Genomic DNA, 22,371 nt, shown 5'->3' with positions numbered 1-22,371 from the left:
CCGGTCAGCCACTCAAAAGAGGTGCCATTCTCCAGATCAAAACCGTATCCGCTCGATGACACACCGCTTCGGCCCCTAGGATTCCCCTTATCACCTCACCGGTCTCATTCGACAGGAACCCCATGAGCGACACTTCCCCCTACGGCTTCGAGCTTGTGCGGCGTGGGTACGACCGCGCTCAGGTGGACGAACGCATCTCCAAGCTCGTCTCCGACCGTGACAGCGCTCTCGCCCGCATCACCGCTCTGGAGAAGCGCATCGAGGAGCTGCACCTCGAAACGCAGAACGCCCAGGCCCAGGTCACCGATGCGGAGCCGTCGTACGCGGGCCTCGGCGCGCGGGTCGAGAAGATTCTGCGGCTGGCCGAGGAAGAGGCCAAGGAGCTCCGTGAGGAGGCCCGGCGCGCCGCCGAGCAGCACCGCGACCTCGCCGAGTCGGCGGCCCAGCAGGTCCGCAACGACGCCGAGGCCTACGCCGCCGAGCGCAAGTCCAAGGCCGAGGACGAGGGCGTCCGGATCGTCGAGAAGGCCAAGGGCGAGGCCTCGCAGCTGCGTGCCGACGCGCAGAAGGACGCGCAGTCCAAGCGGGAGGAGGCGGACGCCCTCTTCGAGGAGACCCGCGCCAAGGCCGCGCAGGCCGCCGCCGACTTCGAGACCAACCTGGCCAAGCGCCGTGAGCAGTCCGAGCGCGACCTGGCCTCGCGCCAGCAGAAGGCGGAGAAGCGCCTGGCCGAGATCGAGCACCGTGCCGAGCAGCTGCGCCTGGAGGCGGAGAAGCTGCGCACGGACGCCGAGCGCCGCGCCCGCCAGACGGTGGAGACGGCCCAGCGCCAGGCCGAGGACATCGTGGCCGACGCCAACGCCAAGGCCGACCGGATCCGGTCGGAGTCCGAGCGTGAGCTGGCCGCCCTCACCAACCGCCGCGACTCCATCAACGCGCAGCTGACGAACGTCCGCGAGATGCTCGCCACGCTGACCGGCGCCGCTGTCGCCGCGGCCGGCACGTCCACCGACGACGAGCCGGTCTCCCGCGGCGTTCCGGCGCAGCAGACCCGCTAGGGTCCGGCACGCACGACGCCTCGAGGGGCGGTGGGGCATGGTCCCGCCGCCCCTTCTCGCGTGCGCGGTCCCGGCGGCGGACGCCCGCGGCGCCTTGGTCCGCGGACGGGCCGTCCGGGGCGCGCGTAGCCTGACGGAGGAAGCGCGGGCCGTCCGGGACCGGGCGCGGGCCGACCGGCGCGGGCCGACCGGGAAGGGGCCGTTCGTATGCCAGTCACCGATCGGGCCCTCGAAGACGCCATCCTCGGCCTGCTCGACCGGCGGGCCCCCGGTGCGTCCGTCTGTCCCTCGGACGTCGCCCGCGCGGTGCACCGGTCCGCGGACGAGGGGTGGCGGGAGCTGATGGAGCCCGTCCGCCGCGCCGCGGCCCGGCTCGCGGCCCGGGGCCAGGTGGAGATCACCCAGCGCGGCACGCCCGTCGACCCCGCCGGAGCCCGCGGGCCCATCCGGATCCGGCGGCCGGCCCGGTGACCCCCGCGAGCGGCCGTGCCCGCCGGCGGCCCCGAGTGGCAGGGGCCCCGAGCCCGTCCTAGCGTGGCCGCATGATCGAGCTGGAGGGACTGACCAAGCGGTACGGCGACACGGTGGCGGTCGACCGTCTCACCTTCACGGTCCGGCCGGGCGTCGTGACCGGGTTCCTCGGGCCCAACGGTGCCGGCAAGTCCACGACCATGCGGATGATCCTCGGGCTCGACCACCCCACCGCCGGCGACGTCCGCATCGACGGCAGGCACTACGACCGGCTGAAGGACCCGCTGACGTACATCGGCGCGCTGCTGGACGCCAAGGCGGTGCACGGCGGGCGCAGCGCCTACAACCACCTGCTGTGCCTCGCGCAGAGCAACGGGATCCCCGAGCGCCGGGTGGCGGAGGTGCTGGACACCGTCGGGCTCACCTCGGTGGCGCGGAAGAAGGCCAAGGGGTTCTCGCTGGGCATGGGGCAGCGGCTGGGGATCGCCGGGGCGCTGCTCGGCGATCCGCGGATCCTGATGTTCGACGAGCCGGTCAACGGGCTCGACCCGGAGGGCATCCACTGGATCCGGACGCTGATGAAGTCGCTGGCCGCGCAGGGGCGCACGGTGTTCGTGTCGAGCCATCTGATGAGCGAGATGGCGCTGACGGCGGAGCACCTGGTCGTCATCGGGCAGGGGCGGCTCCTCGCGGACACCTCCATGGCCGACTTCATCCGGCAGAACTCGCGCAGTTACGTCCGCATCCGCTCCCCGCAGCGCGAACGGCTGCTCGACGTGCTGCACGAGGCCGGGATCACCGCGGTGCAGGCGGGCGGCGGGGCGCTGGAGGTGGAGGGCGACAAGGCCGAGCGGATCGGCGAGCTGGCGGCCCGCTCCGGGTTCGTGCTGCACGAGCTGAGCCCGCGGCAGGCCTCGCTGGAGGAGGCGTTCATGAGGCTGACGGCGGACGCGGTGGAGTACCACGCGCACTCCCGTCCCGATCCGGCACCGCAGGACTGGGGCGCCGGCTGGAAGGGGGCGTGAGCCATGGCGGCCGTCCAGGTCATCCGGTCCGAGTGGACCAAGATCCGGTCCGTGGCGTCCACGGTGTGGACGCTGTCGCTGGCCGTGGTCGTCACGCTCGCCCTGGGCATGCTGATCTCCGCCCTGACCCGGAGTCAGTACGGCGGCATGCCCCTGCGCGAGCGGCTCTCCTTCGATCCCACCGTCATCAGCTTCGCGGGCATGACCCTCGGCCAGCTCGCCATGATCGTGTTCGGGGTGCTGGTCGTCTCGAACGAGTACAGCACCGGCATGATCCGGGTCTCGCTGGCCGCCGTGCCGCAGCGCGGCACCTTCCTGTTCAGCAAGATCGCGGTGGCCGGCGCGCTGGCGCTGGTCGTGGGCATGGTGACGAGCTTCGCCGCCTTCTTCCTCGGGCAGGCGATGCTGGGCTCCCTCGGCACCCGGATCGGCGACCCCGGCGTGCTGCGCGCGGTGGTCGGCGGCGGGCTGTACATGACGCTGATCGCCCTGTTCTCCATGGGCGTCGCCGCGATGCTGCGCTCGCCCATGCTGTCGCTCGGCATCCTCATGCCGTTCTTCTTCCTGATCTCCAACATCCTCGGCAACGTCGACGCCACGAAGAGGATCGGCCGTTTCCTGCCCGACCAGGCCGGCAGCCGGATCATGCAGGTGGTGCCGAGGTTCGGCGACGACACCCCCTACGGGCCCTGGGGCGGGCTCGGCATCATGGCGCTGTGGGTGATCGCCGCACTGGCGGGAGGTTACGCACTCCTGAAGCGGCGGGACGCCCAGTAGCCCATGGCGTCACGCAAAGTAGCGCTTTGGCTTTACCTTTACTTGAGCGGAACCGTCAGCGCCCCGATATCCTCCTAACCCTTACGGGGGCGTGTGCCCCGCTGTCCTGAACCTTTCGATGGGTGCGGAGCATGATCGAGGCTGTCGGCCTGACCAAGCGCTACGGCGACAAGACCGCCGTGTACAACCTTTCCTTCCGGGTGCGGCCCGGTACCGTCACCGGCTTCCTCGGGCCGAACGGCTCCGGCAAGTCGACGACGATGAGGATGATCCTCGGGCTGGACAACCCCACGTCCGGCTCGGTGACCATCGGCGGCTACCCGTACCGCAAGCTGCCCAACGCCCCTCGCCAGGTCGGCGCGCTGCTCGACGCCAAGGCCGTCCACGGCGGCCGGTCCGCCCGCAACCACCTGCTCAGCCTCGCCCAGCTCTCGGGCATCCCGGCCCGGCGCGTGGACGAGGTGCTCGGGGTCGTCGGCCTCCAGGACGTGGCCAAAAAGCGCTCCAAGGGCTTCTCGCTCGGCATGGGCCAGCGCCTCGGCATCGCCGCCGCGCTGCTCGGCGACCCGCAGGTGCTGCTCTTCGACGAGCCGGTCAACGGACTCGACCCCGAGGGCATCCTGTGGGTCCGCAACCTGATGCGGTCCCTCGCCGCCGAGGGCCGTACCGTCTTCGTCTCCTCGCACCTGATGAGCGAGATGGCGCTGACCGCCGACCACCTCATCGTGATCGGCCGCGGGCAGCTGCTCGCCGACATGAGCGTGCGGGACTTCATCTCGGCCAACTCCGCGGACTTCGCCCGGGTGCGCACCCCCGACACCGAGCCGCAGCTGCGCGAGAAGCTGACCTCCGCGCTGACCGGGGCCGGCGGCCATGTGCTGCCCGAGCAGGACGGCGCCCTGCGCATCACCGGGCTGCCGCTGCCCCGCATCAGCGACCTCGCGCACGAGGCGGGCGTACGGCTGTGGGAGCTGTCGCCGCACCAGGCCTCGCTGGAGGAGGCGTACATGCGGATGACGCAGGCCGTGGTCGACTACCGGTCGACCGTCGACCAGAAGGCGGGCCTTCAGCAGCAGCTGCCTCCCGGCGCCCAGCCGCCGGTGCCGGTGCCCGGCCAGGGCCAGCCCGGCTGGTACGCCCCGCCGCCGCCCCAGCAGGGCGGCCAGCCGTTCGCGATGCCGGGAGCACCGGCGAACCCGTACGGCACCGCTCCCGCCCACGCGTACGCCGCGCCGGGCGCCCCCGCCCCCAACCCGTACGCCCAGCCCCCGGCCCAGCCGGCCCAGGCCCCGCAGGCGGTTCAGGCCGCCGGTGCCCCGCAGCCGGCACAGGCCCCGCAGGCGGGTCAGGCGCCGCAGCAGCCCACCCCGGCCCAGCCGGCCCCGGCGGCGCCGCGCGACGAGGCACCGGCCGCCGCCCCGGGAGCCCCGGCCACGCCGCCGGCCGCGGACGCCGCGCCGCGGCAGACGCCCGCCACTCCCCCGGCCCCCGCGACCGCCACGCCGGACACCCCGGCGGCACCGCCGGTCCCGGCCGCCGCGCCCGCGCCCGCCGCTCCCCCGGCCGCCGGCCCCGAGACCCCTGCCACGGCCCCGGCCTCCGTCGCCGCCCCCGCCGCTTCCTCCCCCGCCGACCCGACCCAGACCGAGGACGCCCGATGAGCACCCACCAGCCTCCGATGCCGCAGGCCCCCGCCGCGACCGACTGGCAGGCGGCGCCCGGCGGGCCGTACCCCGGCTACACGTCGCCGATCCCGGTCGTGCGCACCCACCTCGGGCACGCGCTCGCCTCCGAGTGGACGAAGATCAAGTCGGTGCGCTCGACGATGTGGACGCTCGGCGTCTTCCTGCTGCTCGTCGTCGGCATCGGCCTGCTGACCGGCGCGGTGGTCGAGGCCAACTCCGACTCCGAGAGCCTGAGCGGCGAGAACATGCTGTCCTTCGGGTTCTTCGGACTGCTCCTCGGCAGCATGTGCATCATGACGCTCGGCGTGCTGACCACGGCCTCGGAGTACAGCACCGGCATGATCCGCACGACGGCGACCGCCTGCCCGAGCCGGGGCCGGGTGCTCGCCGCCAAGTCGATCGTCTTCTTCACCGTCGCCTTCGTCACCACGCTGGCCTCCTCCGGCTTCGTGGCCATGCTCCACTCGTCCATGCTGGGCAACGCCGGCGCCGACAGCCCCACCGGCGGGCAGTGGCTCAAGGCCACCGTCGGCGTCAGCCTCTACATCGCGCTGCTCGGCCTGCTGTCGCTGCTCATCGGCTCGATCATCCGGCACTCGGCGGGCGCCATCACGATCATGATCGGTGCGGTGCTCGCTCCGCTCGTCATCGCGCTGTTCATGGCCGCGTCGTCGATGCAGAAGCTCCAGGAGTGGCTGTTCGAGTACTCCATCCCGAGCCAGCTCGGGGCCTTCTACGACAACGGCCTGACCGGTTCCGGCCCCAGCGGCTGGGACCCGCTGTGGATCATGCTGGGCCTGACGGCGGTGGTGTACGCCGGGGCCTACGCGCTGCTGGAGAAGCGGGACGTCTAGGGCCTTACCGGAAGGCTCCGGCCCGCGGTCAGAACCGCGGCGCGTTACGGGACCGCTGCACCCGCGTGGTGCGGCGGTCCCTCGCGTTCCAGCACGCCTTGTGCCAGTGGCGGCGGTCGTCGACGCCCGCGTGCTCCGGCCACGCCACCACGTGCGGGACGCCGGAGGGGATCATCTGTTCGCAGCCGGGGCACCGGTACGTCTTGCCCTCCGCGCCGGCGCCGGCGACGTGGCGCACACTCCAGTCCTCGCCCTGCCAGCTCTCCGTGGACTGCCAGCCGCCGTACCGGCCCGCGCGGTCGTCCTCGGCGCTGCGGCCCGACGATCCGGCTGCCTTCGGTCGGTTGCGGCGCGGCGACACGGGACACCTCTCGGGGCTATACAAGGAGCACTGACTGCCTCCAGCCTACGCGCCGCCGAGAGGGGTACGCGTACGGCTCCAAACCGCACAAGTCACCCTCCCGGGCGACCCATTCTGCAGACAATCCGCAAATCTCCCCGCCAGGCCGTGTCCTGGGCACGTGTCAGACGGTTATGCCGGGTGTGGGGGAGCTCCGGGTCGGAGCCAAGGAAGCAGGAAGAGCGATGCGTGTAGGAAGTTTTGTGCTGGCGGCCCAGTTCCCGGGCCAGGGCCAGGGGGAGGCCCTGCACCGGGCGGTCCGCTCGGCGGAGGTCGCCGAGGAGGCCGGGCTGGACACCGTATGGCTGGCCGAGCACCACTTCGTGCCCTACGGCACATGTCCGTCGGCGGTCACGCTGGCCGCCCTGCTGCTCGGCCGCACCCGCCGGGTGCGCGTCGGCACGGCCGTCAGCGTACTGCCCACCGCGCACCCGGTCGCCCTGGGCGAACAGGCCGCGCTGCTGCACCTGACGAGCGGCGGACGGTTCACGCTGGGCGTGGGCCGCGGCGGGCCCTGGGTGGACCTGGAGGTGTTCGGCGCGGGACTCGGGGCGTACGAACACGGGTTTCCGGAGTCACTCGATCTGCTGCTGCGCTGGCTGCGGGAACCGTCCGTGGCGGCCTCCTCGGAGCGGTACTCCTTCCGCGAGGTGCCGGTCGTGCCCCGGCCGTCGGAGGCGCTGACGGACGCCCCGGGCCCCGAGGTCGTCGTCGCGTGCACCTCGCCGGCGAGCGTCCGGCTGGCCGCCGAGCGCGGACTGCCCATGCTGCTGGGCATGCACGTGGGGGACGAGGAGAAGGCCGAGATGGTGGCCCTGTGGCGGCGCACCGCCCGCTCGGCGGGCCGCACCGCCGACGAGATCACGGGGGCGGCCCACGTGTCGGCCGGCGTCTGCCAGCTCGCGGACCGGCGCACGGACGCGGCGGAGACGCTGCTGAAGGCGATGCCGGGGTGGCTGAGGCAGGGCCTGGAGGCGCACGTGACGGTGGACGGACGGGTACGCGCGATGCGCGACCCGCACGCCTACACCGAACTGCTCTGCGGGCTGCACCCGGTGGGCACCCCGCGGCTCGCCGCCGACCGGCTCGCGGCCACGTCGGAGCGCACCGGCATCTCCCGCTTCGCCCTCCTCGTGGAGGGCTCGGGCGACCTCGCCGCCACGGAGGAGAACCTGCGGCGCATGGGCGCCGAGGTGCTGCCCCAGTTGCGCTGACCCGTGTCCGGACCCACGTCACCGGGGCGCTTGCCGCCCCGGCGCCGATCACGCCTTTCGCGGGTGGAGCGGCAAGCAGGCGGCTCATGGCCTCGGCCGTACCGGAACCGCGCGTCAGCAGTCCCTGAGCTCCGGCGACTGGTTGAGCAACTGGTTGCGCACCGACGTGAAGCGGGCCAACGTCTCGTCCACCGAGGCGTCCAGCGGGAAGACCGCCACGCGGTGGCAGTTCTGGAAGGCCAGCCGCACGCCGAAGTGCCGCTGCAGCGCACCGCGTATGGCGTCACTCGCGAGCGCACGCAGCAGCTGACCGCGTGCCTGCTCGTCCGGCGGGGGCGTCTGGTTGTCGGCGAAGGGACCGCCGTCCACCTTCAGCTGGGCCACCAGGGAGCTGATCATCTCCCATGCGTAGGGCAGGGAGGTCCGGACGCAGTCGACGAAGTCTGCTTCGTCGACCTCGCCTCGCTCGGCCTGTTCGAGTAGGGCCGGTGAGACGTCGAGCGACATGGGTTCTCCTCTCGCACCCCCGCGGAGCAGGGGTTGCCGGACAGGTGAGGGAGTTCGCGATGTCGAACACGCTCAGTACAGACGCCGCGACCTCCCGTTCCCTACGGTAGGCAACGGTCGGTGACCACACCAGCAGATTGCGTATATGGAACGGTCCAGTTACGCCCACAATCGGCCAGGGATGAACAAGAGTTTCCAGGGACAAACGGGGCGATCCACAGGGAGCGGGACGGGCGGATCGCGCCGGGCCTCGGGCGTCGAGTAGCGTTGCCGACCATGCGTCTCGTCATTGCCCGGTGCTCGGTCGACTACGCCGGCCGGCTCACCGCCCACCTGCCCTCGGCGCCCCGCCTGATCCTGGTCAAGGCGGACGGCAGCGTCTCCATCCACGCCGACGACCGGGCCTACAAGCCCCTCAACTGGATGTCGCCGCCCTGCACGCTGAAGGAGGGCACGGGCGAGGACGAGGGCGTGTGGACCGTCGTCAACAAGGCGGGCGAGAAACTGATCATCACGATGGAGGAGATCCTCCACGACTCCTCGCACGAACTGGGCGTGGACCCGGGTCTGATCAAGGACGGCGTGGAAGCCCACCTCCAGGAACTGCTCGCCGACCGCATCGACACGCTCGGCGAGGGCTACACACTCATCCGCCGCGAGTACATGACCGCGATCGGCCCGGTGGACATCCTCTGCCGGGACGCCGACGGCGCGACGGTCGCCGTCGAGATCAAGCGGCGGGGCGAGATCGACGGCGTCGAGCAACTCACGCGCTATCTGGAGCTGTTGAACCGCGACCCTCATCTGGCGCCGGTGCGCGGGGTGTTCGCCGCGCAGGAGATCAAGCCCCAGGCCCGCGTCCTCGCCACCGACCGTGGCATCAACTGCCAGATCCTGGACTACGACGCGCTGCGCGGCATCGAGGACGACAAGCTGCGCCTGTTCTGACACCGGCCCGTCACGCCGCCGCCCGCCGTCACCCGGCGGGCGGCGCCGCCTCACATCACGGAGCCGGCCGTGCCGTAGCCGCTCTGGGGCGCTGACGCGCTGCTCGACGTCCCGGCGTCCGAGCCGGCCGTCGTGCCCGAGTCCGTGCCGGTCGTGGTGCCGCCGGTGTCGCCCGCCGTGGTGCCGCCCGTGGTGGTGCCCCCGGTGGTCGTCGTACCGCCGGTGTCGCCGCTCGTGGTGCCACCGGTCGAGCCCGTGCTGGTGCCGCCGGTGGAGCCGCCCGTGGAGGTGCCGCCCGTACTGCCGCCGGTGGAGCCACCGGTGGTGGAGCCGCCCGTGCTGCCCCCGGTGGAACCACCGGTCGTCCCCCCGCTCGGCTTGCTCGTCGGCGATTTCGACGGCTTGGGCGACTTGGTGGGCTTGCGGGTGGGGGTGCCGGAGCCGGACGGCACGACGCTCTCCGACGGCTGGACGGTGTCCGCCGGCGGCGCGGGGTCGTCGGCCGTGCCGTACGTGCCGTCGGGGCCCGGCGAGGTGGGCCGGCCGGACGCCGTCCGGGTGCCGCCGGAGCCGGTGTCCCCGGGGTCCGTGCCCAGGCTGCCGTCGTCCAGGCCCTGGGTCGCGGACGGGTTGACGTCGACCGTGCCGGCCGGGTTCCTGCCCGCGTTCTCGTCGGACGTCATGCCCAGGGTGACGACCGTGCCGAGCACGGCGACGAGCAGCACGCCCGAGCCTGCCGCCACCAGGTTGCGGCGGGCCAGCCGGCGGAGGCCGCCCCGGGCGCCGGCGGCCGGGGGCTGCCGGGTGATCACCGGACCGCCGGCGGGGGCGTAGGGGGGCGGCGCCGGGGCCTCGTGCCGCACCTCCGGCGTCTCCTCGCCCGCCGCCGGCAGCGCGGGCACCTCGCCCGCGCGGTCGGCGACCAGCGCCAGGGCGCGCCGTCCGGCGACGGTGCCCCGCTTGTCGGCGAGCGCTCCGCGCAGCCCGATGGAGGCCTCCAGCTCGGAACGAGCGCGGTCGAGCCGGCCCTCGCAGAGCGCGAGGATCCCCAACTCGTGGTGGAAGTAGGCTTCTTCTGACACGTCGCCGACCGCACGGGAGGCTTCCGCGCCGGACCGCAGGGCCCGTTCCCAGGCGCTCCAGCGGAGTCCGGCGGCGAAGGCGGGACCGGCCGTGCGGGCGAGCCTGATCGCGCAGGGCTCCTCGTCCTCGGTGGGCGGGACCGTCTGCGGCACGGCGGCGGTGAGCGCGGCGAGGACCGCGTCGGCCTCCGCGCACACCCGCTCGGGCGTGACCGAGGGGTGTCCCGCCCACCAGGCGTAGTGCTGCGCCGCGGCGAGGGCCTGGGCCGGAGCGTCGTCGGCGTACCCGGCGGCCTCCAGCTGGGTCCGCACTCCGGCGGCGAGGCGGTAGCGGGGGCCGGCCGGGGAGACCAGCCCGCAGCCCGCCAGCTCGCCGAGGGCGGCGTCGGCGTGGGTGTCGCCGACCAGGGCCGGCAGATGGGCCTGGTGGGGCACCTCGCCGCCGAGGGCGACGGCGAAGCGGAGGGTGGCGCGGGCGGCGGCGCTGAGCCGGGAGGCGAGCAGCGGAGCCGGGGCCGCGGCCTCTCCGAGGGAGGGCAGCGGGACGTCGTCCTCCAGTGCGGCGGCCGCTTCCGCCGCGGGGGCGTCGGCCGGGTGGCGCACGTCCTCGAAGACGCCGTACTCGTCGACCGCCCCGGTGCTGGCCCGCAACTGGTCGCGCTGCAGCAGCAGGGCGCCGGCCTGGACGAACCGCAGCGGCAGCCCCTCGGACTCGAACCACAGGTCGCCGGCCCAGTTGGCCTCGTCCTCGCTGAGGACGCGGCCCACGGACCGTTCCAAAATCTCCACCCCGGCGGCGCGGTCGAGGCCGCCGAGGAAGACCTCCTCGACGTCCGACTCGGCGGAGGGCGCGGGAACGTCGGGGGTGGCGCCCAGCAGGAAGGCGCACTCCGGGGTGGCGTCGAGCAGTTCGTCCAGGGCGGCGCCGCCGAACTCCAGGTCGTCCACGACGACGACCGCGCCGATCTCCCGGACGAGGGCGAGCAGTTCGTCCTGTTCCGGGCGGTGTCGCGGGGCCTCGTGGACCGCGTGGAACAGGTCGTCCAGGAGGTCGCCGGCGGTGCGGTGCAGGCCGTTCAGGCGGACGACGCCGTCGGGGGCGAGGTCCAGGCAGTCCTCGGCCACCAGGTCGAGGAGCGCGGTGCGGCCGGAGCCGCCGGGGCCGGTCAGCCGTACCGAGCGGCCCCGGGCCAGCAGCCGGACCATGCGCTCGCGTTCGTCCTGGCGCTCCAGCAGGGAGTACGCCGGCCGGGCGGGTCCGGCGGGTGCCGGCGGCCGGGCGGCGCGCTCGGCCTCGGCGCGCTCGGCGGCGGTGCGCTTGCGGGGGCGCCCGGGCCGCTCGGCGGGCGGGCAGGGCTCTATCTCGCTGCCGTCGACCGGGTTGACGGTCAGCAGCAGGTCGCCGACGGCGAGCCGCGCCGTGCGGGCCAGTGCGGGCGAGTGCGGGACGAGGTCGGAGGCGAGGGGATCCCGGGGCGGGCGGCGGCTGTGTGACTGGCCGTGCTCCTCGGGTCCCGGGGTGTTCGGGTCCATGGGTTCAAGCCCCCCAAAGCGTCGTGCGTGATCCGGCCCCTCCCGGCCTGCCGCACACCGCGCCGTCGCTTCTGGTCCGGGCCCGCTCGGTCGAGGGTTGGAGGCGGCGGGCACCGAACCCTAAACCTTCGCTCAGTATCTCCGACAGGGCGGGGTGCCGTGCCGTCCGAGACATCACGGTCTCGTGAGGATTGCCCCCGACGTGCGCTTCGCTGGCTGCGTCCGGTTCCCGCCCGCGCCCGTCGGCGTGTTCACACCCGGGGCAGCGACTCCACGCCGATGCCGCCCTCGATCGCGAGGATGCGGTGCAGCCGGGTGGCGACCAGCAGGCGCTGCATCTGCGGCGGCACGCGGCGCAGCACCAGGCGGCGACCGCAGCGGCCGGCCCGCCGGTGGGCCCCCATGATCACCCCGAGCCCGGTGGCGTCCCAGGAGTCCAGTTCGGACAGGTCGAGCACCAGGTCGCCGACTCCGCCGTCGACGGCCGAGTGCAGGGCCGTACGGGCGTCCGCCGCGCTGCGGACGTCGAGGCGGCCCCCGACGACCAGCTCGGCGTGGTCGCCCCTGATGTACATAAGCGCTCCCCGTTGAGTGCGGTTGGCGTACTCGTGACGATGCTGTGCAACGTCTGACTGCGTGAGTGGCGATGCGGTTGCTGCTTGTAAGCGAACCGATACCGAATTCACCCCAGGGGGTGATGTTCCCGGGGTGAATGTCCGGTGTGTGCGCGTACAGGTGGTGTGCGTACGTCGTTCCGACGGGTCCCGGTACGACGCCCGCGCGGACCTCAGTACGTGTAGAAGCCCTGCCCGCTCTTGCGGCCGATGTCACCGGCGTCCACCATCCGGCGCATCAGCTCCGGCGGGGCGAACTTCTCGTCCTGGCACTCCGTGTAGATGTTGCCGGTGGCGTGCATCAGGATGTCCACGCCGGTGAGGTCGGCGGTGGCGAGCGGGCCCATGGCGTGGCCGAAGCCCAGCTTGCAGGCGAGGTCGATGTCCTCGGCCGTGGCGACGCCGGACTCGTAGAGCTTGGTCGCCTCGACCACGAGGGCCGAGATGAGGCGGGTGGTGACGAAGCCGGCCACGTCCCGGTTGACGACGATGCAGGTCTTGCCGACGGACTCGGCGAACCGCCGGGCGGTGGCGAGGGCTTCGTCGCTGGTCTTGTAGCCGCGGACGAGCTCGACGAGCTGCATCATCGGCACCGGCGAGAAGAAGTGCACACCGACGACCCGCTCGGGGTGCTCGGTGGCCGCCGCGATCTTGGTGATCGGGATGGCGGAGGTGTTGGAGGCGAGCACGGCGTCCTCGCGCACGAGCTTGTCGAGCGCGCGGAAGATCTCGTGCTTGACCTCGAGCTTCTCGAAGACGGCCTCGACGACGATGTCGGCGTCGGCGGCGGCGTCCAGGTCGGTGGTCGGGGTGATGCGGGCCAGGGCGGCCTCGGCGTCCTGCGCCGCCAGCTTGCCCTTGGCGACGAACTTGTCGTACGACGCCTTGATGCCGTCGGTGCCACGCGTGAGTGCCTCGTCGGTGACGTCACGCAGGGCGACGTCCCAGCCGGCCTGCGCGGCGACCTGGGCGATACCGGACCCCATGAGACCGGCCCCGATGACGGCGAGCTTCCCTGCCACTCCGACTCCTTGAACGCTGTTGACGTCTGCCTATCGGCGGACCATAGCGCTCCGGAGCCGCTGTGTGACCGGTAAGTAACGCGCGTCACGTCTCATTTGACGGACATCACACCGCCACGGCTCAGAACGAGCCACGGACGGCGTAGTTGAGCACCTTTTCACTCAACAGGTCCTCGATGTCGTCGAGGAGGACCAGTACCTCTCGTGACACTTCGGCCGGTTTGCGCCCGGCGAGCATCTCGCGGCCGATGGCGACGAAGGCGGCCTGGTGGATCCAGCAGATCTGACCGGCCATCAGGTCGGGCAGCGGGTCGCCGTCGGCGGCGCCGGTCTCCTCGCGCAGGGCCGCCTCCAGGGTGTCGTGGATCTCCTGCTGCAGGCTCCACAGCCGGGAGCGCAGCGACGGCGCCTCGTGGATGACGCGCATGAACCGGTCGTAGCCCTCCATCAGCCCGACCCGCGGCGAGACGGCCTCGACCTCGCCGCGCAGTTCGCGCAGCACGGCGCGCGCGGCGGACTCCCCGACATCCCGGCCGCGCACCCAGCGCGCCAGCCGCTCGGTCATGCCGGCCGAGCGGTCGAGGAAGAGGTCCTCCTTGGCGGGGAAGTAGTTGTAGACGGTGTTGACGGAGACGTCGGCGGCCTCGGCGATCTCGGCGACCGTCACCGCGTCGAACCCGCGCTCCAGGAACAGGCCCGTGGCGACGTCGGAGATGTACTGCCGAGTCTGCCGCTTCTTGCGCTCCCTGAGCCCCTCTGCCATGCCCGCATCCTAACTTCGGTGCTCCGGCTGAAATTTTGGAGTCATTGCAAAATTTTAGTGTCTCTGTTTTTCTGGGGGCATGGCAGCAGTCATCAGTGCGGCGGGCCTCGCCCGCACCTTCCAGACCAAGGCCGGGCCCGTGGAGGCCGTGCGGTGCGTCGACCTGACCGTCCGGGAGGGCGAGATCGTCGGCCTCCTCGGACCCAACGGCGCCGGCAAGACGACCACCCTGCGGATGCTCACCACCCTGCTGCGGCCGACCGGCGGCGCGGCCACCGTCGCCGGGCACGACCTGACCGCCGATCCGGCCGGGGTGCGCCGGGTGATCGGCTACGTCGCCCAGTCCGGCGGGGTCGATCCGCACGTCACCGTGCGGGAGGAGCTGGTCACCCAGGGCCGGATGTACCGCCTGCCGAAGGCCGAGGCGGTCGGGCGGGCGGGCGAACTGGCCCGGGAGCTGGACCTCGCCGGCCTGCTCGACCGGCGCACCGGCGCACTCTCCGGAGGCCAGCGGCGCCGCCTGGACATCGCGATGGCGCTCACCCACCGCCCCAGGGTGCTCTTCCTGGACGAGCCGACGACCGGCCTGGACCCCGCGAGCCGCGCCGGCCTGTGGGACCTGGTCCGCCGGCTGCGCGACAGGCACGGCACCACCGTCTTCCTGACCACCCACTACCTGGACGAGGCCGACGCCCTCGCCGACCGCCTGGTCGTCGTCGACCGGGGCGTCGTCGTGGCCGACGGCACGCCGGGCGCGCTCAAGCTGGAGCACACGGGCTCGGCCGACGCAACGCTCCAGGACACGTTCCTCGCCATCACCGGGCGCGGCCCGGCGCCCGCCGACGGCGCCCCCGTCGCCGTCTAGCCCCGCCGCCGGAAAAGGACCCGGAATGCTTCTCCACGACACGGCCCTCGTCTACGGCCGTTATCTGCGCCAGTCCCTGCGCTCCCGCTTCGCCCTGCTCTTCGGGGTGCTGACGCCGTTGCTGTACCTGCTCTTCTTCGGTCCGCTGCTCACCGGCCTGCCGCTGGGCGGCAGGGGCACTTCCTGGCAGGTGCTCGTGCCCGGCCTGCTGCTGCAACTCGGCCTGCTCGGCGCGCTGTTCGCGGGCTTCACGGTCATCGTCGAGAAGGGCCAGGGGGTGGAGGAGCGGATGCGGGTGACCCCGGTCAGCCGCCTCGCGCTGCTCCTCGGCCGGGTCCTGCGCGACGCCACCGTCTTCGTGTTCCAGGCGGTGCTGCTGGTGCTGGCCGCGCTGGCGATGGGGCTGCGCGCGCCGGCCGGCGGCGTCCTGATCGGCTTCGCCTTCGTCGCCCTGCTCACCCTGTCGCTGGCCTCGCTGTCGTACGCGCTGGGCATGAAGGTCGCCTCGCCGCAGGAGTTCGGCCCGCTGATCAACGCGGTGTCGATGCCGTCGATGCTGCTGTCCGGTCTGGTGCTGCCGATGACCCTCGCCCCGGGCTGGCTGGACGTCCTCTCGCACTTCGTGCCGTTCCGCTACCTGGTGGACGCCGTGCGCGACGCCTACGTCGGCCGGTACACGAGCGCGCACATGCTCTGGGGCGTCCTCGTGGCGGTCGCTTCCGCGGTGGGTGCCGTGACGGTGGGCACACGAGTGTTCCGGAGGGCCGGGGCGTAACTACGCTGGGCTCATGGTCAATCTGACGCGCATCTACACCCGGACCGGCGACAAGGGCACCACCAACCTCGGCGACATGAGCCGGGTGCCCAAGACGGACCTCAGGATCTCCGCCTACGCGGACGCCAACGAGGCCAACGCGGTGCTCGGCACCGCGATCGCCCTGGGGAACCTCCAGGAGGACGTCGTCGAGGTCCTCACCCGCGTCCAGAACGATCTGTTCGACGTGGGCGCGGACCTGTCGACACCGGTGGTGGAGAACCCGGAGTTCCCGCCGCTCAGGGTGGAGCAGTTCTACATCGACAAGCTGGAGGCGGACTGCGACCGCTTCAACGAGCGCCTGGCGAAGCTGCGTTCCTTCATCCTGCCGGGCGGGACGCCGGGCGCGGCGCTGCTGCACCAGGCCTGCACGGTCGCCCGCCGGGCCGAGCGCTCCACCTGGGCGGCCCTGGAGGCGCACGGCGAGACCATGAACCCGCTCACCGCGACCTACCTCAACCGCCTCTCCGACCTGCTGTTCATCCTGGCCCGGATCGCGAACAAGCAGGTCGGCGACGTGCTGTGGGTGCCGGGCGGGGAGCGTTAGGGGGCCTCTTCGCACCGGAAGGACGCCCCCGGGCCGCCGGCCCGTTCAGACGCCGGTGCGCCCGTCGGCCAGCTCGCGCAGGATGTCGAGGTGGCCGTTGTGCCGGGCGGTCTCCTCGATGAGGTGGAGCAGGATCCAGCGGAGGTCGACCGCGCGGCCGTCGCTCTGCTTGCGCCGGGCGCCGGTGTCCAGGTCGTGCGCGGCGATCAGCTCGTTGTGCCGCGCGGACTCCTCGGCGTACTCGGCGAGCAGCTGGGACAGCGGGAGGTCCACGGCGATGCGCATCTCGCGGTCCGGGTCCTCGTCGGTCCAGGGGCCCTCGTCCTCCTCCCCGAGGAAGACGACCCGGAACCAGTAGTACTCGACCCAGCGCAGGTGGTTGATCAGCCCGCTCAGGGTCATCAGCGGAGAGTCCGGCAGGAGCGCCTTGCGGGCGTCCTCGGCGGAGAGGTCCTCGCACTTGTCGCGCGCGGTGGCGCGGACGTAGTCGAGGAAGGTGGTCAGCTGCGTGCGCTCGTCCCAGGCGGGAGGCATGTCGGTGCGTGTCATCGCGACGATCATGTCCGGTCGCCCGCTGGTTGTCGACCGTGTTTTCGAGCGCCCGTCCCTCGCGTTCGCGCATCGGAGGCCGCCGACGCCGGGGGCGCGGCGAAGGCGCACGTCAGCCGTGTGCCGACCGGGCCGGAGTCGTGCGCTCGGGGTCAAGCGGACGCTCCGGCCGCGTAGTTGGGGGCCCGATCGGGCGTCCGGGGTGAGTGGTCCAGACCTATTGACCTGTGGTCCAGACCTTTCTACTCTCGCAGCACCCGGGGCGTGAAGGCTCAGTCATGCCCCTGACACTCACCCCATGACGAGGGAGGCGCAGCATGCGCTTCAGACACAGAGCCGCGGCAGGGTTCGCGACCCTGATGCTCCCCCTGGCCGGCCTGGTCGGTCTCGCGAGCCCCGCACAGGCCGCGACGAACGCGACGGCCACCTTCACCAAGACCAGCGACTGGGGAACCGGCTTCGGCGGTCAGTGGACCGTCAAGAACACCGGCACCTCAAGCATCAGTTCCTGGACCGTCGAGTGGGACTTCCCCTCCGGTACGTCCGTCACCTCCGCGTGGGACGCGGACGTCACGAACTCCGGCACCCACTGGACCGCCAAGAACAAGTCCTACAACGGCACCCTCGCTCCCGGCGCCGCCGTCTCCTTCGGCTTCAACGGCGCGGGCTCCGGCTCCCCGTCCAACTGCAAGCTGAACGGCGACAGCTGCGACGGTGCGACGGTGCCGGGTGACGCGGCACCGTCCGCGCCGGGCACCCCGACCGCCTCCGGCATCACGGACACCTCGGTCAAGCTCGGCTGGAGCGCGGCCACCGACGACAAGGGCGTCAAGAACTACGACGTCCTGCGCGACGGAAAGGTCGTCGCCACGGTGACGACCACCTCCTACACCGACACCGGCCTGAGCGCCGGCACCGACTACTCCTACTCCGTGCGGGCCCGCGACACCGCCGACCAGACCGGCCCGGCCAGCGGCGCGGTCGCCGTCCACACCACCGGCGGCGGCACCACTCCCCCGCCCCCCGGCGACAAGGTCAAGCTCGGCTACTTCACCGAGTGGGGCATCTACGGACGCAACTACAACGTCAAGAACCTGGTGACGTCCGGCTCCGCCTCCAAGATCACGCACATCAACTACGCCTTCGGCAACGTCACGAACGGCAAGTGCGCGATCGGCGACTCCTACGCCGACTACGACAAGGCGTTCACCGCCGACCAGTCCGTCAGCGGCGCCGCCGACACCTGGGACCAGCCGCTGCGCGGCAACTTCAACCAGCTGCGCCAGCTCAAGGCCAAGTACCCGAACATCAAGGTGCTGTGGTCCTTCGGCGGCTGGACCTGGTCCGGCGGCTTCGGCGAGGCCGCGAAGAACCCGGCCGCCTTCGCGCAGTCCTGCTACGACCTGGTCGAGGACCCCCGCTGGGCCGACGTCTTCGACGGCATCGACATCGACTGGGAGTACCCGAACGCCTGCGGGCTCAGCTGCGACACCAGCGGGGCGGCCGCCTTCAAGAACCTGATGTCCGCGCTGCGCTCCAAGTTCGGCGCGAACAACCTGGTCACCGCGGCCACCACCGCCGACGGCTCGGCCGGCGGCAAGATCGAGGCCGCCGACTACGCGGGCGCCGCCCAGTACGTCGACTGGTACAACGTGATGACGTACGACTTCTTCGGCGCCTGGGACGCCAAGGGCCCGACCGCCCCGCACTCCCCGCTCACCTCGTACTCCGGCATCCCGAAGGACGGCTTCACCACCGCCGACGCGATGGCCAAGTTCAAGGCGGCCGGTGTGCCCGCGAAGAAGCTGCTCATCGGCATCGGCTTCTACGGCCGCGGCTGGACCGGCGTCACCCAGGACGCCCCCGGCGGCACGGCCACCGGACCGGCGGCCGGCACCTACGAGCAGGGCATCGAGGACTACAAGGTCCTCAAGTCGTCCTGCCCGGCCACCGGCACCGTCGCCGGCACGGCCTACGCCCACTGCGGCAGCAACTGGTGGTCGTACGACACCCCGGCCACCATCGCCGGCAAGATGACCTGGGCCAAGAACCAGGGCCTCGGCGGAGCCTTCTTCTGGGAGTTCAGCGGCGACACCGGCAACGGCGAGCTGGTGAGCGCCATCAGCAGCAACCTGTAGGCGAGTGTCAGCCGAGCCGCATTCGCTCCCCCGGCCCCGGCCGGGCGAGCGGATGCGGCTACGCCACGTTCACCCGCTGCCCGGGCGGGGCCGCCTCAAGCCACGCGAGGAACCCGGTCAGCGCGTCCTCGCTCATCGCCAGCTCCAGGCGCGTGCCCCGGTGCGTGCAGGCGAGGACCACCGAGTCGGACAGCAGCGCCAGCTCCTCCTCGCCGTCGGGCAGCCGGCGCCCGGCCACCTCGATCTGCGCACGCTCCAGGGTGCGGCGGGGGCGGAAGGCGTAGGAGAAGACGCGGTACCACTCGATGCGGTCGCCGTTGTAACGGGCGACGCCGTAGCTCCAGCCCTTGCCGCCCGTGTCCGGTTTCTCGGGCACGTCCCAGCGCAGGGAGCAGTCGAAGGTCCCGCCGGAGCGCTGGATCAGCCTGCGGCGCAGTCCGAACAGGAACAGCCCCACCACCACGAGCGCGACCACGATCCCGCACACAGTCAGAGCGAGGATCATCGGCACCGACCTCCTCGTCTCCTAGGTAGCGAAGCTGCTTCTATGACTGAGTAATGAAACGGAAAAAACACCTACATCTGCCTCAGCCGCGACCGGCACCGGATTGCTCCGGGCCGGCCGCGGCTGAGTGACGTCAACGTACAGCGCGGCTGGTTCAGCGCGCCGCCGCGGCACGCAGTCGGACGTCCGCGCGGCGCTCGGCGGCGGCGTCGCCCTCCGCCTTCGCGCGCTCCAGCTCCCGCTCCGTGCGCTGGACATCGATCTCGTCCGACAGCTCGGCGATCTCGGCCAGCAGGGACAGCTTGTTGTCCGCGAACGAGATGAAACCGCCGTGCACCGCGGCGACGACCGTTCCACCTTCACTCGTACGGATGGTCACCGGGCCCGACTCCAGCACACCGAGCAGCGGCTGGTGACCGGGCATGACGCCGATGTCGCCGGACGTGGTGCGCGCGACGACCAGGGTGGCCTCACCGGACCAGACCTGGCGGTCGGCGGCGACCAGCTCGACGTGCAGCTCAGCAGCCAAGGGTGGCTCCTCGGGTCACCACCCGGCGGTAGTGCCGGGTGTTGGGGTCAATTCTAATGGGCGTGGGAGAGGGGGCGGGACGCGCCCGCCCCCTCACACGAGCGCGGGGCTCAGGAGACGCCCAGCTCCTTGGCGTTGGCCTTGAGGTCCTCGAGGCCACCGCACATGAAGAACGCCTGCTCCGGGAAGTGGTCGTACTCGCCGTCGCAGATCGCGTTGAACGCGGCGATCGACTCGTCCAGCGGCACGTCCGAACCGTCCACGCCGGTGAACTGCTTGGCGACGTGGGTGTTCTGGGACAGGAAGCGCTCCACGCGACGGGCACGGTGGACGACGAGCTTGTCCTCCTCGCCGAGCTCGTCGATACCGAGGATCGCGATGATGTCCTGGAGGTCCTTGTACTTCTGCAGGATCGTCTTCACGCGCATGGCCGCGTTGTAGTGATCCGCGGCGATGTAGCGCGGGTCCAGGATCCGGGACGTGGAGTCCAGCGGGTCCACGGCCGGGTAGATGCCCTTCTCGGAGATCGGACGGGACAGAACCGTCGTCGCGTCGAGGTGGGCGAAGGTGGTGGCCGGGGCCGGGTCGGTCAGGTCGTCGGCGGGGACGTAGATCGCCTGCATCGAGGTGATCGAGTGACCGCGGGTCGACGTGATGCGCTCCTGGAGGAGGCCCATCTCGTCGGCCAGGTTCGGCTGGTAACCCACCGCGGACGGCATGCGGCCGAGCAGGGTGGAGACCTCGGAACCGGCCTGCGTGAAGCGGAAGATGTTGTCGATGAAGAACAGCACGTCCTGCTTCTGGACGTCACGGAAGTACTCGGCCATGGTCAGGCCGGCCAGCGCGACGCGCAGACGGGTGCCCGGGGGCTCGTCCATCTGACCGAAGACCAGCGCGGTCTTGTCGATGACGCCCGAGTCGGTCATCTCCTCGATGAGGTCGTTGCCCTCACGGGTGCGCTCACCGACACCGGCGAACACGGAGACACCGTCGTGGTTGTTGGCGACACGGTAGATCATCTCCTGGATGAGCACCGTCTTGCCGACGCCGGCGCCGCCGAACAGACCGATCTTGCCGCCCTTGACGTACGGGGTCAGCAGGTCGATGACCTTGACGCCGGTCTCGAACATCTCGGTCTTCGACTCGAGCTCGTCGAAGTTCGGGGCCTTGCGGTGGATGCCCCAGCGCTCGCCCTCGTACCGCTCGTCGACGTTCAGCACCTCACCGAGGGTGTTGAACACCTTGCCCTTGGTGAAGTCGCCCACGGGCACCGTGATGGAGTTGCCGGTGTCCGTCACCGGGGCCTGGCGGACCAGACCGTCGGTGGGCTGCATGGAGATCGTGCGGACCAGGCCGTCACCCAGGTGCTGGGCGACCTCCAGGGTCAGCGTCTTCTTCTCGCCGGCGTTGGCCGGGTCGGCCACCTCGACGTGAAGGGCGTTGTAGATGTCCGGCATCGCGTCGACGGGGAACTCCACGTCGACGACCGGGCCGATGACCCGGGCGACGCGGCCCGTAGCCGTCGCGGTCTCAACAGTGGTGGTCATTTATCGGTCACTCCCCGCGGTCGCGTCGGCCAGGGCGCTCGCGCCACCGACGATCTCGCTGATTTCCTGGGTGATTTCGGCCTGGCGGGCCGCGTTGGCAAGACGGGAGAGCGTGTTGATCAGCTCGCCCGCGTTGTCGGTGGCCGACTTCATCGCGCGCCGCGTGGCGGCGTGCTTCGAAGCGGCCGACTGGAGCAGCGCGTTGTAGATCCGGCTTTCCACGTACCGCGGCAGCAGGGCGTCGAGGACGTCCTCCGCCGAGGGCTCGAAGTCGTACAGCGGCAGGATCTCGCCCTTGGGCGCTGCCTCCGCGGCGACCTCGTCCAGACGCAGCGGCAGCAGCCGGGCGTCGAGCGCGGTCTGCGTCATCATCGAGACGAACTCGGTGAAGACGATGTGGAGCTCGTCCACGCCGCCCTCGGCCGTCTCCTTCTCGATGGCCTCGATCAGGGGCGCCGCGACCTTCTTGGCGTCCGCGTACGACGGCTCGTCGGTGAAGCCCGTGAACGACTCCGCGATCTTGCGCTCGCGGAAGTTGTAGTGGGCGACACCGCGCCGGCCGACGATGTACGTGTCGACCTGCTTGCCCTCGCGCTCCAGGCGCTCGGTCAGCTGCTCCGCGGCCTTGATGGCGTTGGAGTTGAAGGCACCGGCCAGACCGCGGTCGCTCGTGAGGAGCAGGACCGCGGCACGGACCGGGTTCTCCGCCTCAGTGGTGAGCGAGTGCTTGGTGTTCGAACCCGTACCGACCGCCGTGACCGCGCGCGTCAGCTCGGTCGCGTACGGCGTGGAGGCCGCCACCTTGCGCTGCGCCTTGACGACGCGCGAGGCGGCGATCATCTCCATCGCCTTGGTGATCTTCTTGGTCGCGCTGACGGATCGGATGCGACGCTTGTAGACCCGGAGCTGGGCTCCCATGAGTCA

23 protein-coding genes are annotated in these 22,371 nt (G+C 71.7%); 12 read left to right on the top strand and 11 right to left on the bottom strand.

Going from position 1 to position 22,371, the window contains the following annotated elements:
• The first annotated feature begins 122 nt into the window (after nt 1-122).
• The 6 genes from IE177_RS04000 (at nt 123) to IE177_RS03975 (ending at nt 5,870) form a co-directional block, all read left to right on the top strand.
• Nucleotides 123-1,058, top strand: a complete 936-nt coding sequence (locus IE177_RS04000) for a coiled-coil domain-containing protein (RefSeq protein WP_190013279.1) — start codon at nt 123-125, stop codon at nt 1,056-1,058.
• A gap of 207 nt (nt 1,059-1,265) precedes the next feature.
• Nucleotides 1,266-1,529, top strand: coding sequence for a DUF3253 domain-containing protein (locus tag IE177_RS03995; protein ID WP_190013278.1), 264 nt, complete (start codon nt 1,266-1,268; stop codon nt 1,527-1,529).
• Between the two features lie 71 nt (nt 1,530-1,600).
• Nucleotides 1,601-2,554: an ABC transporter ATP-binding protein gene (locus IE177_RS03990; protein ID WP_190013277.1), complete on the top strand. Its 954-nt coding sequence runs from the start codon at nt 1,601-1,603 to the stop codon at nt 2,552-2,554.
• Nucleotides 2,555-2,557: 3 nt separating this feature from the next.
• Nucleotides 2,558-3,331, top strand: a complete 774-nt coding sequence (locus tag IE177_RS03985; protein ID WP_190013276.1) for an ABC transporter permease — start codon at nt 2,558-2,560, stop codon at nt 3,329-3,331.
• Nucleotides 3,332-3,462: 131 nt separating this feature from the next.
• Nucleotides 3,463-4,992 (top strand): ABC transporter ATP-binding protein, encoded by a 1,530-nt coding sequence (locus IE177_RS03980; protein WP_190013275.1) that lies wholly within the window; start codon nt 3,463-3,465, stop codon nt 4,990-4,992.
• Nucleotides 4,989-5,870 (top strand): ABC transporter permease, encoded by an 882-nt coding sequence (locus IE177_RS03975; RefSeq protein WP_190013274.1) that lies wholly within the window; start codon nt 4,989-4,991, stop codon nt 5,868-5,870. The genes IE177_RS03980 and IE177_RS03975 overlap by 4 nt, the downstream gene beginning before the upstream one ends.
• A 28-nt stretch (nt 5,871-5,898) precedes the next feature.
• Here IE177_RS03975 and IE177_RS03970 read toward each other — a convergent pair whose 3' ends face one another.
• Nucleotides 5,899-6,231 carry an Rv1322 family protein gene (locus IE177_RS03970; RefSeq protein ID WP_190013273.1) on the bottom strand — a complete coding sequence of 111 codons (333 nt, stop codon included), beginning with the start codon at nt 6,229-6,231 and terminating at the stop codon, nt 5,899-5,901.
• Nucleotides 6,232-6,455: 224 nt separating this feature from the next.
• Between IE177_RS03970 and IE177_RS03965 the strand changes: the two genes are divergently transcribed.
• Entirely contained in the window at nt 6,456-7,484 is a 1,029-nt protein-coding gene (locus IE177_RS03965; RefSeq protein WP_190013272.1) for an LLM class flavin-dependent oxidoreductase, read from the top strand.
• 114 nt (nt 7,485-7,598) lie between these two features.
• Here IE177_RS03965 and IE177_RS03960 read toward each other — a convergent pair whose 3' ends face one another.
• Entirely contained in the window at nt 7,599-7,991 is a 393-nt protein-coding gene (locus tag IE177_RS03960; protein WP_190013271.1) for an SCO5389 family protein, read from the bottom strand.
• 276 nt (nt 7,992-8,267) lie between these two features.
• Between IE177_RS03960 and nucS the strand changes: the two genes are divergently transcribed.
• Nucleotides 8,268-8,939, top strand: a complete 672-nt coding sequence (gene nucS / locus IE177_RS03955; RefSeq protein ID WP_190013270.1) for an endonuclease NucS — start codon at nt 8,268-8,270, stop codon at nt 8,937-8,939.
• Nucleotides 8,940-8,989: 50 nt separating this feature from the next.
• Here nucS and IE177_RS03950 read toward each other — a convergent pair whose 3' ends face one another.
• The 4 genes from IE177_RS03950 to IE177_RS03935 all read right to left on the bottom strand — a co-directional run bounded on the left by IE177_RS03950 (nt 8,990) and on the right by IE177_RS03935 (nt 13,953).
• On the bottom strand, nt 8,990-11,554 hold the full coding sequence (locus IE177_RS03950) for an ATP-binding protein (protein ID WP_190013269.1): 2,565 nt from the start codon (nt 11,552-11,554) through the stop codon (nt 8,990-8,992).
• A gap of 251 nt (nt 11,555-11,805) precedes the next feature.
• Nucleotides 11,806-12,129 (bottom strand): STAS domain-containing protein, encoded by a 324-nt coding sequence (locus tag IE177_RS03945; RefSeq protein WP_190013268.1) that lies wholly within the window; start codon nt 12,127-12,129, stop codon nt 11,806-11,808.
• Between the two features lie 212 nt (nt 12,130-12,341).
• On the bottom strand, nt 12,342-13,190 hold the full coding sequence (locus IE177_RS03940) for a 3-hydroxyacyl-CoA dehydrogenase family protein (RefSeq protein WP_190013267.1): 849 nt from the start codon (nt 13,188-13,190) through the stop codon (nt 12,342-12,344).
• A gap of 121 nt (nt 13,191-13,311) precedes the next feature.
• A complete protein-coding gene (locus tag IE177_RS03935) occupies nt 13,312-13,953 on the bottom strand; it encodes a TetR/AcrR family transcriptional regulator (protein WP_190013266.1) in 642 nt (213 codons plus the stop codon).
• Between the two features lie 79 nt (nt 13,954-14,032).
• On the opposite strand from IE177_RS03935, the gene IE177_RS03930 reads away from it, so the two are divergent.
• From IE177_RS03930 to IE177_RS03920, 3 genes are read left to right on the top strand one after another with little or no spacing between them, the layout of a single operon-like run.
• Entirely contained in the window at nt 14,033-14,818 is a 786-nt protein-coding gene (locus tag IE177_RS03930) for an ABC transporter ATP-binding protein (protein ID WP_190013265.1), read from the top strand.
• Between the two features lie 25 nt (nt 14,819-14,843).
• A complete protein-coding gene (locus tag IE177_RS03925) occupies nt 14,844-15,593 on the top strand; it encodes an ABC transporter permease (RefSeq protein WP_190013264.1) in 750 nt (249 codons plus the stop codon).
• 13 nt (nt 15,594-15,606) lie between these two features.
• On the top strand, nt 15,607-16,179 hold the full coding sequence (locus tag IE177_RS03920; protein ID WP_190013263.1) for a cob(I)yrinic acid a,c-diamide adenosyltransferase: 573 nt from the start codon (nt 15,607-15,609) through the stop codon (nt 16,177-16,179).
• Nucleotides 16,180-16,224: 45 nt separating this feature from the next.
• Here the strand turns inward: IE177_RS03920 and IE177_RS03915 are convergent, their stop codons facing one another.
• Complete coding sequence (locus IE177_RS03915; RefSeq protein WP_190013262.1) at nt 16,225-16,728, bottom strand: DinB family protein; 504 nt, start codon at nt 16,726-16,728, stop codon at nt 16,225-16,227.
• Nucleotides 16,729-17,045: 317 nt separating this feature from the next.
• Here IE177_RS03915 and IE177_RS03910 point away from each other — a divergent pair, with 317 nt between their 5' ends.
• Nucleotides 17,046-18,866: a glycoside hydrolase family 18 chitinase gene (locus IE177_RS03910; RefSeq protein WP_190013261.1), complete on the top strand. Its 1,821-nt coding sequence runs from the start codon at nt 17,046-17,048 to the stop codon at nt 18,864-18,866.
• Nucleotides 18,867-18,924: 58 nt separating this feature from the next.
• Here IE177_RS03910 and IE177_RS03905 read toward each other — a convergent pair whose 3' ends face one another.
• The 4 genes from IE177_RS03905 to IE177_RS03890 all read right to left on the bottom strand — a co-directional run bounded on the left by IE177_RS03905 (nt 18,925) and on the right by IE177_RS03890 (nt 22,365).
• Nucleotides 18,925-19,371 carry a DUF2550 domain-containing protein gene (locus IE177_RS03905; protein WP_190013260.1) on the bottom strand — a complete coding sequence of 149 codons (447 nt, stop codon included), beginning with the start codon at nt 19,369-19,371 and terminating at the stop codon, nt 18,925-18,927.
• A 154-nt stretch (nt 19,372-19,525) separates the two neighbouring features.
• Nucleotides 19,526-19,900 (bottom strand): F0F1 ATP synthase subunit epsilon, encoded by a 375-nt coding sequence (locus IE177_RS03900; RefSeq protein ID WP_023546729.1) that lies wholly within the window; start codon nt 19,898-19,900, stop codon nt 19,526-19,528.
• 110 nt (nt 19,901-20,010) lie between these two features.
• On the bottom strand, nt 20,011-21,447 hold the full coding sequence (gene atpD, locus IE177_RS03895; protein WP_190013259.1) for a F0F1 ATP synthase subunit beta: 1,437 nt from the start codon (nt 21,445-21,447) through the stop codon (nt 20,011-20,013).
• Nucleotides 21,448-22,365: a F0F1 ATP synthase subunit gamma gene (locus IE177_RS03890; protein ID WP_190013258.1), complete on the bottom strand. Its 918-nt coding sequence runs from the start codon at nt 22,363-22,365 to the stop codon at nt 21,448-21,450.
• Nucleotides 22,366-22,371: the final 6 nt, after the last annotated feature.

It is taken from the genome of Streptomyces lucensis JCM 4490, assembly GCF_014650035.1.
Lineage (GTDB): Bacteria > Actinomycetota > Actinomycetes > Streptomycetales > Streptomycetaceae > Streptomyces > Streptomyces lucensis.
Note: the sequence above shows the minus strand (reverse complement) of the source record. Positions and strands in the feature narration are given on the sequence as shown.

Coding starts and splice junctions, on each gene's coding strand:
- IE177_RS03960 (WP_190013271.1), bottom strand. CDS start 7,991: ATGTCGCTCGACGTCTCACCGGCCCTACTCGAACAGGCCGAGCGAGGC.
- IE177_RS03935 (WP_190013266.1), bottom strand. CDS start 13,953: ATGGCAGAGGGGCTCAGGGAGCGCAAGAAGCGGCAGACTCGGCAGTAC.
- IE177_RS03905 (WP_190013260.1), bottom strand. CDS start 19,371: ATGATCCTCGCTCTGACTGTGTGCGGGATCGTGGTCGCGCTCGTGGTG.
- IE177_RS03890 (WP_190013258.1), bottom strand. CDS start 22,365: ATGGGAGCCCAGCTCCGGGTCTACAAGCGTCGCATCCGATCCGTCAGC.
- IE177_RS03915 (WP_190013262.1), bottom strand. CDS start 16,728: ATGACACGCACCGACATGCCTCCCGCCTGGGACGAGCGCACGCAGCTG.
- IE177_RS03965 (WP_190013272.1), top strand. CDS start 6,456: ATGCGTGTAGGAAGTTTTGTGCTGGCGGCCCAGTTCCCGGGCCAGGGC.
- IE177_RS03930 (WP_190013265.1), top strand. CDS start 14,033: ATGGCAGCAGTCATCAGTGCGGCGGGCCTCGCCCGCACCTTCCAGACC.
- IE177_RS03950 (WP_190013269.1), bottom strand. CDS start 11,554: ATGGACCCGAACACCCCGGGACCCGAGGAGCACGGCCAGTCACACAGC.
- IE177_RS03995 (WP_190013278.1), top strand. CDS start 1,266: ATGCCAGTCACCGATCGGGCCCTCGAAGACGCCATCCTCGGCCTGCTC.
- IE177_RS03985 (WP_190013276.1), top strand. CDS start 2,558: ATGGCGGCCGTCCAGGTCATCCGGTCCGAGTGGACCAAGATCCGGTCC.
- IE177_RS03920 (WP_190013263.1), top strand. CDS start 15,607: ATGGTCAATCTGACGCGCATCTACACCCGGACCGGCGACAAGGGCACC.
- IE177_RS03925 (WP_190013264.1), top strand. CDS start 14,844: ATGCTTCTCCACGACACGGCCCTCGTCTACGGCCGTTATCTGCGCCAG.
- IE177_RS03990 (WP_190013277.1), top strand. CDS start 1,601: ATGATCGAGCTGGAGGGACTGACCAAGCGGTACGGCGACACGGTGGCG.
- IE177_RS04000 (WP_190013279.1), top strand. CDS start 123: ATGAGCGACACTTCCCCCTACGGCTTCGAGCTTGTGCGGCGTGGGTAC.
- IE177_RS03980 (WP_190013275.1), top strand. CDS start 3,463: ATGATCGAGGCTGTCGGCCTGACCAAGCGCTACGGCGACAAGACCGCC.
- IE177_RS03910 (WP_190013261.1), top strand. CDS start 17,046: ATGCGCTTCAGACACAGAGCCGCGGCAGGGTTCGCGACCCTGATGCTC.
- IE177_RS03975 (WP_190013274.1), top strand. CDS start 4,989: ATGAGCACCCACCAGCCTCCGATGCCGCAGGCCCCCGCCGCGACCGAC.
- IE177_RS03945 (WP_190013268.1), bottom strand. CDS start 12,129: ATGTACATCAGGGGCGACCACGCCGAGCTGGTCGTCGGGGGCCGCCTC.
- nucS (WP_190013270.1), top strand. CDS start 8,268: ATGCGTCTCGTCATTGCCCGGTGCTCGGTCGACTACGCCGGCCGGCTC.
- atpD (WP_190013259.1), bottom strand. CDS start 21,447: ATGACCACCACTGTTGAGACCGCGACGGCTACGGGCCGCGTCGCCCGG.